Raw genomic sequence first — 12934 nt, 5'->3', positions numbered from 1 at the left:
GCAGGACGGTGTCTACCACTCTGCAAAGCTTCCGTCCTCATGAAAAACATGCGGTGTTCGCCAAGAGCCGTCAAAGGAACGTTCTCGAAGAATCTCTTCATTTATTTCTATCCCCAGTCCCGGTCCTTTCGGCACGGCAATGTAGCCGTTCTCAATCTGGAACGGATGTCTCAGATAGCCCTCTCCCAAATCCCATTTGGAGTCCATGGAAGGATGCTCTTGAATGAGGAAGTTCGGCGTACAGGCTGCAAGCTGTAAACAGGATGCCAGCGAGATTGGACCCAGCGGATTATGAGGGGCAATGGATGCATAATAGGTTTCTGCCATTGCGGCTATTTTCTTGCTTTCAAAAATACCGCCCGCATGACAAAGATCCGGCTGTACGATGGCGATCGCCTGCTTCTCCAAAGGCTCTCTGAAGCCCCATCTGGTGAACAGGCGTTCCCCTGCTGCAATCGGAATGGAGGTAGAGTTCGCTACCCGCACCAGTGCATCGACGTTTTCCGGTAAACATGGCTCTTCAATGAACATCGGATAATACGGCTCCATGGCTTGCGCCAGGCGTATAGACATGGCAGGACTGATTCTTCCGTGAAAATCAATGGCAATATCCATTTCGCTGCCTACCGCTTCACGGATGGCTGCCAGCTTTGCAATTTGCCGTTCCACGAAGGCCAAGGTATCCACATGGCGTGAAGGACATTCGATGGACAGCTTGAGCGCATTGAAGCCCGATTGTTTTTTACTGAGGGCGGTCGAGACCGCTTTTTCCACAGATTCCTGGCCTAAGCCCTGATCATTTCCATAGCCGTGACAGTGACTATACATCCGAACCTTATCGCGAACGGAGCCGCCGAGCATCTCATACACAGGCATATTGTAATATTTCCCCTTGATATCCCAAAGTGCTTGTTCGATCCCGCTCAATGCGCTGGTTAATACCGCGCCTCCACGATAGAAATTCCCTTTATGCAGCACCTGCCAATGATGCTCAATCTTGAACGGATCTGCCCCAATCAGATAAGACTCCATCTCCTTTACGGCTGCTTCAACGGTTCTTGCTCTTCCTTCAACAATAGGCTCGCCCCAGCCACTAATGCCCTCATCGGTTTCAATTTTTAGGAACAACCAACGTGGCCGAACATGAAAAAGCGTTAAGCTTGTAATCTTCACTTTACTTTTCCACCCCCCGATTCATTTCGTTCAATCATCGCTTTAATAACCCCGGGCTGCAGCCATTGTTCAAATTCAGTTGTTATATGCTCAAACCGGGTTCGGTGTGTGATGAGCCGGCTCACATCCAGCTCTTTCGATTGAATCGCCTGTATCACCCGCTCGAAATCCTCCCGGGTCGCATTACGGCTGCCCATCAAGGTCAATTCCCGTCTATGAAACTCCGGATCCTGGAAGGTGATCTCTCCTTTCACCAGCCCGACATACACAAGGGTTCCGCCATGAGCTGTATAGTCAAAAGCGGACATCATGGATTGAGCATTGCCTGTAGCATCGAACACCACATCAGGTAAATTCTGATCCAGTATACAAGTTAGTTTCGTTAGAACGTCTTCTCCCGCCAACACGGTATGCTCCACATCGGCCCAGGATTTACAAAACTTTAGCCGATCCGGCTGCACGTCCATGGCAATGACCTCGGCACCTGCAAGCCGGGCAAATGCCATTACCCCTAATCCGATCGGACCTGCACCGATAACCAGCGCCCGCTGTCCAGGCATGATTCCCGATCTTCTCACTGCATGGGCACCAATGCTAAGCGGCTCCAGCAATGCAGCTTCATCCAGTGACAGTGTATCGGCGCTAATCAAGTGCTCCATTGGAACTGAAATGCGCTCTGTCATCCCTCCATCCGCATGAACGCCGAGCACCTGCATGTGGGAGCAGCAATTCGTCTTGCCACTCCTGCAGGCTCCGCAATCTCCACAATGCAAATAAGGAATAACGCTCACCTGGTCCCCGGCTTTCCACTCCGTGACACCGGCAGGTACAGACTCTAGGACACCTGCCAGCTCATGGCCTAGAATTCGCGGATATGAAAAATACGGCTGCCGGCCCCGATAGGCATGTAAATCCGTGCCGCAGACACCAATTCTACGTATCGAAACAATCGCCCGTCCTTCTTGCAGCTCCGGCTCTTCCATTTCCCGCAGCTCCAATCGCTCCGGACTTAAACAGACAATTCCCTTCATACTCAATCCCCCTGCTTCCTTTGCAAATGCTTATTGTATTCCGGTCTTCCGCTGAGCCAGGTCTGATTGGTGATCGGCTTTAATCGCTCCAGCACCTCTTGCAGCAGCTGTGGATCCAGCTTCTCTTCCGTCCAGGCAGCATTACGCCGGATATTGCCGGGATTCGCTGTACTGACAAGCGTCGTCGGGATGTCCTCATTTGAGGTGGAGAACTGGAGGGCCAGCTTCGCAATGTCCGTTCCCTGCGTCTTACAATATTCTGCCGCCCTCCGGCAAGCCTCTTTCACCTCGTTGCTTGCCGGATGCCAATCCGGAGCACCCCGGGTTCCCAGCAATCCCATCGACAGAGGAGAGGCGTTGATTAGTCCAACCTGACGGCTCTCCAGCAGCGGAAGCAAGGAAAGCAGCGTCGTATCATTCAAGGAATAATGGCAATACGAAATGATAACATCCGCATCCATCTGCGGAAGCAGCTCCTCAAACATTGGCAGCGGCAGACCGCAAATGCCGTAAAGTCGTATTTTCCCCTGCTTCTTCAGTTCTTTCAAGGCAGGAACCGCTTCCTCCAGAATGACCCTTGAGGATTCAAATTCCACATCATGAAGCAATAAAATATCCATATAATCTGTATGCAACCGCTTCAGGCTCTCCTCTAGGCTAGAATGGATTCGGTCACGGCTGAAGTCAAAGACATCTTCCCCGTACCGTCCGGCTTTCGTGGATAAAATGTACTGGTCACGGGGCACAGTCCGGAGTGCTTTCCCGAGCACCGTCTCTGCCTTGGTGTGTCCATAATAAGGAGAGACATCGATCAAATTGATCCCGCAGTTTATAGCTTCATGAACCGTTTGAATGCTCTCCTTCTCCTCCGTATCCCGAAATACAGAGCCGAGTGAGGAAGCTCCATAGCTCAGGATCGAAACGTCTAGTCCGGTCCCTCCCAGCTGGCGATATTTCATAGCCTACCTGCCTCCTTCTCTAGAATGGGTTGTCTCTAACCGATAAAATAAAGCGGCGTTCCTGCCAAACAGCTTGCTCCGCTCTTCATCCCCCCAATGGGGCGGGATTCCGTGCTGAAGCACATTCACGACCTCATCGTAGCTGGCAGAGCGCAGGCAGACCGGCCAATCACTGCCGAACATGACACGATCCGGACCGAAGCATTGAAGAACATGTGTGATGTAAGGCTCGAATTCATCCACAGTCCATGTCTGATGCTGTGCCTCTGTCACCATCCCGGATAATTTGCAATAGAGGTTGGGATATTGGGAGATGTGGCTGATCTCACTGCGCCACGGCTCCCAACTGCCGGCTGCAATGTTTGGCTTGGCCAGGTGGTCAATGACGGCGTGCAGACCTGGCACAGCCTGGATCAGCTTGATCGCGACGTGCAACTGATGCGGCAGTAATAACAGATCGAGCGGCAATCGATCTTCTGCAAGCATCTGCAATGTACGAAGTGACTGGCCTTCCAAGACATCCTCCGGATGCTCCATTTCCTGCAGTGCAATCCGCAGTCCTTTAAATTTATAATGCTGCCGATATTGATGATAATGCTTGCTCCAATTTTCAGCCCCAATGTCCAGCCATCCCACTACTCCAAGAATAGTCTCCTCTTCCCTGGCCAAGGCCAGCAGGTACTCGGTCTCTTCCACGGTAGGCGCCGCCTGAATCACGATACTCCCATCGATGTGATGGCGGTCTAGAGAGGGGATTAGATCAGATGGCACGAAATCGCGGTATAGCTCTGGAATCGCTGACGTAATCCAGCCGTAATCTCCGCGGGTAATGCACCAATAATGCTGATGAGCATCAATTCTCATTTTTTGAAGAACACTCCTTTATTCACTGAGATTAGCAGAGGTTATTCCTTACAGCCCTCCGTCTGCAGCATCCCGCTGCATCGAACTATTCCGTGTTGCCTGCTCTTTGTCGATGACGGCTACGAAAGGCAGCAATGGATCAGCTTGATGAACCTGAATGACTAGCTGCGCAGCCTCCAGCCCCGGAGACTGGGCTTTCAGCTTGATTATCCCCGCCGCTCCTTTGACCTGTACCAGTACTTGGCATAGGCCATGATACAACCGGCGCTGCGGTGCTTTATCCTGTTCATGGCTCAGCGGATTCCCATTGCCCGTGCCCAGTATGATTCCCGGCCCCTCCAAAGTAAAGCTCACTTCCTGGTCAGCATCAGGAACGAACACCCCAGCCTGGTCTTTCACCGCAACCTGTACGATACATACATCCTCATCATTGGCAGACAGCTCAGCACGGGATGTGGACAAGTCAAGTCGGAGAGGCTCTGAAGCTGTCCTCATAACGGTTTCCTTCACCAGCTTTCCCTGCTGCCAGCCACAGGCTGTCAGACGTCCGGCTTCATACGGAACTTGCCACTTCACAGGTCCATAGACCGGTACTGGTTGCTTGCCCAGACTGCGTCCGTTCAGAAACAGTTCAACGTCTTCTAGGTTAGAGTAACTCCAGACGTCGATGATGTCGCCTTCTCTGCCCTGCCATGTCCAGTGCGGAAATAGATGCAGCACAGGCTGATCTGTCCACCGTGCTTGATAATAGTAATAGATGTCTTTGGCAAATCCGCATAAATCCATTATGCCAAAGCGGGACACGACGCTCGGCCATTCATAAGGAAAGGTCTCGCCCCGATAATCAAATCCCGTCCAGACAAACAGGCCGGCTACATAGTCTTCTTCCGCTGCAGCCTGCCACGCCTCTTCTGGGCGGGCTCCCCACACCGGATAGGTTTCTCCGTAGGCACTAACGATTCCTTCCCGATCCGGATTCGACCAGATAATCCTAGGCAAGGCATGCTCAGCGACGTGTAGTGGAACCGAGCTCTGCTCTTCCGTATACAAGCCCCGGGTCGATAGGGTAGAGGCGTTCTCGGTGCCCAGCAAGCCTTGGCCCGGGTATTTCGCCCGGAAATCCTTATACGCATGTTTATTGCGAAGCATCATGTAATTGAATCCGTGCACATCAATATGAAAGCCATTCAGCTCATGAAAATCAGTCATTGTCAGCCATTGAGCATTCATCCCGTACGTGCATTTTCGCGTCGGATCGAGCTTATGGGCCAGTCGCTGCAGCCTGTTCAGGATGCGGACACCTCTAGGCCTGCCCTGAATATTCATCTCCTCGTTACCTAGCGACCATAGAATGATAGACGGATGATTCCGATCTCTCCGTATTAAACGACTCATCTGATTCAGGGCCTCTTCTGAGGTATCGGTATGTCTGATTTCATCAATCATTACGATGCCCAAGCGATCACAAGCCTCGACAATAGCCGGATTCGGCGGATTGTGAGAGCTCCGATAAGCGTTACAGCCCATTTCTTTTAGCCGCAGCATTCGATATTCATTCACCGCTTTCGGCACGGCTACCCCTACACCGGCATGATCCTCGTGACAGCATACCCCCTTAAGCTTCACAGCATCGCCATTTAATAAGAAGCCTTGATCATTATCGAACCTGACCTCCCGGATTCCGAATATCGTTTTATAAATATCCACGACCTGGCCACCTGTGCTGAGACGGCTATGTAAAGTGTACAGCTGCGGCGTAGTTATCGACCATAATAAAGGATTCTCCAACGTGATGGACTGGGTGAGTGTAATGAGGCCTTCTCCCTCTATAACCGCAGAGCTGCTCACTGCTCCCACTTGCTGTTGATTGGGATCATAAATGGCAGAGCACAGCTCCAAAGACACCGCATCTTCATCACTATATTGGATTTCGGTCTGAATGGTAATCAGAGCACTGCTGTAATCAGAATGGAGCTCCGTTTGGACAAAGGTGCCCCATTGCGGGATATGCAGGGAAGCTGTTTTCACTAACCTCACGTCCCGATAAATCCCTCCGCCTTCATACCACCAGCCCTCGTTCTCAGAGGCATCTACATATACCGCCACCACATTGGGCCCTTCATAGCATGCAACATCCGTAATATCGAAGGAAAAGCTGGCATACCCACTAAGATGTCTGCCGATAAAATGTCCGTTCAACCACACCGAGCAGTTCCGGTACACCCCATCAAACTCGAGGCTTAGGCACAGACCGTCATCCTCTTTCGTGAGCTGAAACGCTTTCCGATACCATCCTCTTCCCTTAACGAGCGAGCCCAGCGAAGCCGGTGAATGTTCAGCGAATTGTCCCCGGCTCGATACGAAATCATGCGGAATTTGAACCTCCTGCCAGTCGGAGTCGTCGTATCCCCATTTAGAAACCCCGTGGTTTCCCGATTTAATCCATTGCGGCTGTGCATAATGCTCCCGGTGTATAGCATCATAGCTGAAATCTGCCAGCTCACCATCATAGAACTTCCAACCTTTATTCATACTTAACTGCTGTCTGAACAAGCCAAGCTCTCCCTTCTCCTTTAGTCTCATCTCCTGAAATGGTAGCGCATTCATAAGTTGTTGATGCTTACTTCTGTATTATCATAGCTTTTTCCCCGGGCACCTAAAAGCGTTCTGATCGACTTATAATGTTCAGATCTCGACTATTTCAGCTGCTGGGATATGAGGCAGCCGCTTATTCATACCTCTTTTTCGGGACGCATACACTACCTACAAGACACGTTTTTTGGGGTCTAGCTCAAGCAGGAGGTGGACATATGACGGAGGGCTCTTTTATCGTATCCAGAGAAGACTGGTCTCTTCACCGTAAAGGTTATCAGGACCAGGTTCGCCATCAGCGCAAGATCAAGGAAGTCATCAAGCAGAACCTGCCGGATCTGATTACCGAGGAAAATATTATTATGTCTGACGGCAAGCAGATCATTAAAGTGCCGATTCGAAGCCTGGATGAATATCGTTTTATTTATAATCATCAGAAGCAAAAGCATGTGGGTCAAGGAGATGGCAGCAGCCAAACCGGCGATGTGCTGGGAAGGGATCCTGCGCAGCAGCAGCCGGGACAGGGAGAGAAGGCTGGTGACAAGCCCGGCCAGGACGTCGTAGAAACCGAGGTCGATCTCGAGGAGCTGGAGAACATGCTGTTCGAGGAGCTGGAGCTGCCCCATCTGCAGCCGAAAGACAAGGAGCAGATCGAAGCGCCATCCATCATTTTTAATGACATCCGTAAAAAAGGGATCATGTCCAACATCGACAAAAAGCGTACCATTCTGGAAAATTTACGGCGCAACGCCTCCAGCGGCCGCCCCGGTATTCATCATATCAGTCCGGACGATCTTCGCTACAAGACCTGGGAGGATATCGTCATCCCGGAATCCAATGCGGTCATTATCGCAATGATGGACACCTCCGGCTCCATGGGAACGTTTGAGAAATACTGCGCACGAAGCTTCTTCTTCTGGATGACCCGCTTTCTGCGGCGGCAATATGAGCATGTAGAGCTCGTATTTATCGCGCATCATACAGAGGCTAAGGTTGTGACGGAGGAGGAGTTCTTTACCCGCGGTGAAAGCGGCGGAACGATCTGCTCTTCTGCTTATATCAAAGCACTGGATTTAATTCAGCGGAATTACCCGCCGTCCAAGTACAATATATACCCCTTTCACTTCTCAGATGGAGACAATCTCACCTCTGACAACGAGCGCTGCGTCAAGCTGATTAGCGAGCTGCTGAAGGTGAGCAATATGTTTGGCTATGGCGAGGTCAATCAATATAACCGCAGCAGTACGTTGATGTCCGCCTATAAGCACATTCAGGACAAAAAATTTATTTTTTCAATTATTAAAGAAAAAGATGAGGTTTATAAGGCGCTGAAGACGTTCTTCCATAAGCGAGAGAGTTCGGCGACATAAAGAATGGAGAGCCTGGCAAACGTTGTGCATTCAAGCAGTAAGGAGCTAAGCGAGAACAGATCGCATAGCTCCTTATCTTCAATTTTTTTATTTACTCTCTTACAAGTATCATTTAAGGTCATTAAGACGTTAAATTTTATCTGTAGCTGCGCCGTGCTTAGGCCAGTCATGGTGCTTCATTTCAGTTATGGTTACGCTTCTCTGTCCAGGAGCTCTGGATTGCGCAGGTACAATCTTCGGTAACGTTTCTCCAATCTCTACCATACGAGCTTGAAGACGTGCTCTCAACTCAGCTGTTACTGAATTGAAGGTTTCCAGGCCAATCAGATTGTTTAGTTCGTAAGGATCTGCCTGCAAATCGTATAGGAAAGCTTCCTCATAACAATCCGAACCAGCTCTTTCACTTCCATTCGTATTAGGATCAACGACACAATACTTCCATCGATCCGTTCGTATAGCTCTTCCGATCATAGACTCGCTGATCTGCACAAGCACCTCTTTCGGCCAATCTGCAATTCTTCGATACACAAGAGGAACTATAGACATCCCTTGCATATCTGAGGGCACTTTAATACCCACCGCATCTAGCAGTGTTGGCGGCAGGTCGACCAGACTGACGAGATCACGTATTTGGCCTCCCCCCATAAAGCCAGGGCCATAAATAGCAGTTGGCACTCGTATGGAGCTTTCGTGGCAGGATCTCTTGTATTCCCCATTCCGTGTTTTGAAGTGGTTACCATGATCTGATGTAAATAAAATGATGGTGTTTTCCAGCATATTCAGGCTTTTAAGTGCATCAAGCAAGCGCCCTAGGGCTTCATCCAAACGTTTTACCATCCCATAGTAACCACCCAAATGCTGATGTGCAGTGCCTCCGAGCGCAGCAAGATCTGGCGGCGTCCAGCGCGACGCGTACATCTCCTCCATACCGTCGGGAGCGGGATAATTATCCGAGTAATTCTGATGGTGAGGCTCTAGGTATGAGAGAAACAGAAAAAAAGGATTCTCCATCTCTTGCTGCTTCTGGATATAACGAACGGCCGCATCGGTCTGGGCATCTACCCGGTAGCCTGGAAACTTGACACGATTATTGTCGTTATTAAACAAAACAGCATCATAGGCGTCAGACACAAATTCCAGCAAATTTGCTCCCAGCCACTCCTCATAGCCTCCGCGTTCATGAACCGGCACCGGATCCTCGCTCCCCAGATGCCATTTGCCAATGTAGCTTGTATTGTAGCCAGCATCCTTGAAGTAATGAGCCATAGTTCTGGATTCAAGCGGCAATGGTATACCGTTCCGATAGCATCCTGTAGTGGTAGCATACTGACCCGTTTGGAGACAAGACCTCGCAGGACCACACACCGGCTGACAAGTAAACATGTTATATAAATGTGTACCTGCTCTTGCAATCCGATCAAAATTCGGAGTTAGCCCTAGAGGGTTTCCATGCACGCCCGTCGTATCAAAGCGTTGTTGGTCGGTGAAAAATACAATTACATTGGGTTGCTTCATCATTAACTCTCCTTTATTTGTGCTTAACCATCGCTACGGCCCATGTTTATTTTTTTCTGGTGACCATTCTTGACTTTTTCCCACAAAAGCACTTTGCGTATACTTAGCTCTCTACCACCTGCAAAACCACAGATTGGTATTCTACCGAGCTTGAACCCACCATAATTTTGAATTCTCCTGGTTCTACTACCGTTTCAAAATCTTCGTTTGTAAAACTAAGCATGGAAGGCTCAACCGTAAATGAAACCGATTTAGTTTCTCCAGGATGAAGAGTAACTCGTTTGAACCCTTTCAATTCTTTTATGGGTCTAGTCACGGAACTAACGACATCCGATACATATAATTGAACAATTTCGTCTCCCGATAACTCACCAATATTTGTCACATCTACAGTCACAGAGGTAGAACTTGATATAGAAATATTTTTTTCTGAAATTGTCAAGTTATCATACTGAAACGTGGTGTAACTCAAGCCCGTTCCAAATGCAAATAGCGGACCATCTTTTTGATCAAACAGATATTTTTTAAATAAACCTGTAGGCTTTTGAGAATAATAAACAGGTAGTTGTCCAACCGAACGCGGAAACGTAATCGGCAACTTCCCACTAGGATTCACCTTGCCAAATAAAACATCAGCAATTGCGTTGCCCGTTTCTTCCCCGAGATACCATCCTTCCAGGATAGCAGGTACATGCTCAGCAATGTAATTAATGGACAACGGTGTGCCATTTGTCAGAATGACGACTATAGGCGTACCTGTCTCGACAATCCTTCTTACCAGTTCGTTTTGGTCTCCAGCCAGATTCAAATCAGTCCGGTCTCCGCGATCGTCTCCAATAAAAATAGCCTCTCTACTCGTTAAAGTATTCCCTCCTACACATAAAACGGCTATATCAGATTCCTTGGCAATTCGAACCGCTTCCTCGATTAATTCTTTATTTTCCGCCATTGTACATAATTTAGGGTTATGTACTCGCTTATCAAGCTCAGATTCTCCGCTGATATCGGTTTCAAAAGTGATTTTGCAGCCTTGAGCAAATCTTATATCGATTTCACCTTCATATTTTTGCTTGATACTTTCCAGTATACTGATTCCCTTATTCGGAATTGTGCTATACGTGCCTGTACAGATCGGATCAGCGTTCGGCCCTATAACTGCTAATGTCTGAATATTTTGAGTGTTTAAAGGCAATAAATTGCCTTCATTTTTAAGCAATGTAATCGCCTTGTCTGCTGCTTCCTTTGCAATTTTTACATGGTCAGGACAATTAATAATCTGTTTGGCATGCTCGGGGTCCACATAAGGACGTTCAAATAAACCTAAATGAAATTTCAGCCGCAAAATTCTAGCCACAGCAATATCCAACACCGCTTCTAATTCGGGTTGTTCTGTTACGGCTTCAATGAGGTGGATATAACAGTATCCGCTCGGCAGGTCCATATCTAATCCCGCCTTCAAGGCCTTTATTGCAGCCTCTTTTTGATTATTTACAACATGAAATAATACATCAAGTCTGGAACTATCAGAATAATCTGAGACAACAATGCCCTCAAATCCCCATTCTTCCCTCAACAGCTCGGTTAATAAATACTTACTGCTGTGGCAGGGTACTCCATCAATTTCATTATGAGATGGCATCATGCCTAAGGCGCCAGCCTCTTCAACCACGGCTTTAAATGGAGGTAGGATTTGATCCTTCAACACCCTAGGGGGGATGTTACTAGGCGCAAAATTCCGCCCCCCATCGGATTGAGCGTATCCAGCAAAATGTTTAGGTGCTGCAATCACATGTTCCTGCAGTCCTTTTACAGCTGCTACGCCCATGCGAGTTACTAAATACGTATCCTCTCCGTACGTCTCTTCTGTTCTTCCCCAGCGTGGATCTCTCGCAAGATCAAGTACAGGTGTATGAGCTTCATGTCCTCCTCTTGCACTAGTTTCTTTACCAATCGCCGTAAACACTCGTTCTACAAGCTCTTGATCCCATGTGCTAGCCAACGCAATCGGTACAGGAAAACATGTAGCACCCTTGGCCAAATGCCCATGGAGACATTCTTCTTGAGCCATCACTGGAATTCCTAAACGAGTTTTATTTAAAAAATAGTTTTGCATTGCGTTTAACTTTTTAATTCTTGTTTCGATAGAATCTGTTTTGAATGCCATTTGAATAGCACCCGCTCCATGTTTGAAAATATCGTCTTCAAATTGCAGTTCTACCTCGTCATTATAATTCATCAGATTTTCTTCAAATAAATCTGGCAGCTTTCCAAGAGAAAGCGTTTGTGCCACTTTTTCTTTCAGGGTCATTCTAGACAACAAATCCTGAACCCGCTCCTCAACAGATAATGCTTGATTTTTATACGCTTCCAAGTGTTTATCCTCCCATAATATAAATCTTATTTGGATATCTGTTTAAAATTTAGCTTATATATGCGAACTTTTCATTTGATATTCTGTGATAATTATAGAAATATTATTATAATTATGTTGTCATATGCATGAACTCTTTAATATGGGAGGAAAAAAATGTCTATCAGTCTTGAAACTCTGCACGTTACGAATGAACAAGTAAATCCTCGAATACTCACATCCGTTTATTTCAATGGAACTCAGCGTGAAAAAGCTTCTCGTCTGAAGAATCGCCTAGTCTACGATTATGAGTTAGAGTTTTATACTGAAAGCGAAGGAGCAATTGATTTAAATGGCACTCTTTACCCTGTCAAAAAAAATGACGTGGTATTCAGAAGGCCAGGCGATCTCAACCAATCTATCATGCCTTATTCTTGCCACTTGGTTGTTTTTGACATGCTGAACAATACAGGTAAAGAGGACTGTGAGTATACTGTTGGAACAATTCAAGAAGTATCTCAGCCCTATTATATGAATCCCATACTGAATGCGATCCCAACTATACTCAGCCCTCCATTTGCGGAAAAGTATGAATATTGGTTTCAACGGATTTTTAATGAATTTATCAAACAAAATGCCGGCTCACACTTGTTGATAAAGTCTATTATTCTTCAAATCATTCATCAATTGCATGAGGATCATATTGTCCACCAATCAAGTAAGGATGTTCCCTCCTCAGCGCATTCAAAAATGATTAAGAATACAGTAACTTGTATCCAAGCTAACTTGGAAGAGTCTTGGAATTTGGCTAAACTAGCTCAGATTTCAGGAATGAGTACTTCTTATTTTCATTCCGTTTTTACTAAAGTGATGCAGCAAACCCCTAATCAATACATCAATGAGTTGAGGTTGGAGAAAGCAAAAAAAATGCTTCTTACTACAGATGCAAGTATATTGGATATTGCCATGCGATGTGGATTTGGTAGCAGTGCCTACTTCGGTTTCTTATTTAAGAAAAAAACAGGGGTTTCACCTATTCATTTCAGAAAAATATATAGCAACCCTTACTTTTAAGTTCTC

General features: G+C 47.4%; 9 protein-coding genes. 2 read left to right on the top strand and 7 right to left on the bottom strand.

The features are described from left to right. Positions 1 to 12: 12 nt before the first annotated feature. Genes dgoD through galA form a run of 5 tightly spaced genes read right to left on the bottom strand, consistent with a single transcriptional unit; the run spans position 13 to position 6559 of the window. Complete coding sequence (gene dgoD, locus ACH6EH_RS05620; RefSeq protein WP_397331474.1) at positions 13 to 1173, bottom strand: galactonate dehydratase; 1161 nt, start codon at positions 1171 to 1173, stop codon at positions 13 to 15. Continuing rightward, positions 1170 to 2204 (bottom strand): zinc-binding alcohol dehydrogenase family protein, encoded by a 1035-nt coding sequence (locus tag ACH6EH_RS05615; protein ID WP_397331473.1) that lies wholly within the window; start codon positions 2202 to 2204, stop codon positions 1170 to 1172. The genes dgoD and ACH6EH_RS05615 overlap by 4 nt, the downstream gene beginning before the upstream one ends. A 2-nt stretch (positions 2205 to 2206) precedes the next feature. Beyond that, entirely contained in the window at positions 2207 to 3163 is a 957-nt protein-coding gene (locus ACH6EH_RS05610; RefSeq protein ID WP_397331472.1) for an aldo/keto reductase, read from the bottom strand. Between the two features lie 3 nt (positions 3164 to 3166). Beyond that, positions 3167 to 4027 (bottom strand): amidohydrolase family protein, encoded by an 861-nt coding sequence (locus ACH6EH_RS05605; protein WP_397331471.1) that lies wholly within the window; start codon positions 4025 to 4027, stop codon positions 3167 to 3169. Positions 4028 to 4075: 48 nt separating this feature from the next. Then, the gene (gene galA / locus ACH6EH_RS05600; RefSeq protein WP_397331470.1) at positions 4076 to 6559 is read right to left on the bottom strand and encodes a beta-galactosidase GalA; all 2484 of its coding nucleotides are present in this window, start codon (positions 6557 to 6559) and stop codon (positions 4076 to 4078) included. Between the two features lie 278 nt (positions 6560 to 6837). Here galA and yhbH point away from each other — a divergent pair, with 278 nt between their 5' ends. Further along, positions 6838 to 7989 carry a sporulation protein YhbH gene (gene yhbH, locus ACH6EH_RS05595; RefSeq protein ID WP_397331469.1) on the top strand — a complete coding sequence of 384 codons (1152 nt, stop codon included), beginning with the start codon at positions 6838 to 6840 and terminating at the stop codon, positions 7987 to 7989. A 129-nt stretch (positions 7990 to 8118) separates the two neighbouring features. On the opposite strand, the gene ACH6EH_RS05590 is transcribed toward yhbH, so the two are convergent. Further along, positions 8119 to 9507 carry a sulfatase family protein gene (locus ACH6EH_RS05590; protein ID WP_138226485.1) on the bottom strand — a complete coding sequence of 463 codons (1389 nt, stop codon included), beginning with the start codon at positions 9505 to 9507 and terminating at the stop codon, positions 8119 to 8121. 100 nt (positions 9508 to 9607) lie between these two features. Next, positions 9608 to 11875 carry a glycoside hydrolase family 3 N-terminal domain-containing protein gene (locus ACH6EH_RS05585; RefSeq protein WP_397331468.1) on the bottom strand — a complete coding sequence of 756 codons (2268 nt, stop codon included), beginning with the start codon at positions 11873 to 11875 and terminating at the stop codon, positions 9608 to 9610. 156 nt (positions 11876 to 12031) lie between these two features. Between ACH6EH_RS05585 and ACH6EH_RS05580 the strand changes: the two genes are divergently transcribed. Further along, the gene (locus tag ACH6EH_RS05580; RefSeq protein ID WP_138226487.1) at positions 12032 to 12928 is read left to right on the top strand and encodes a helix-turn-helix domain-containing protein; all 897 of its coding nucleotides are present in this window, start codon (positions 12032 to 12034) and stop codon (positions 12926 to 12928) included. Positions 12929 to 12934 lie beyond the last annotated feature (6 nt).

This window comes from Paenibacillus sp. JSM ZJ436, from assembly GCF_044383795.1.
Taxonomy (GTDB): domain Bacteria; phylum Bacillota; class Bacilli; order Paenibacillales; family Paenibacillaceae; genus Paenibacillus_AQ; species Paenibacillus_AQ algicola.
The sequence above is the reverse complement of the archived record's forward strand: the minus strand, read 5'-3'. Positions and strand labels throughout refer to the sequence as shown.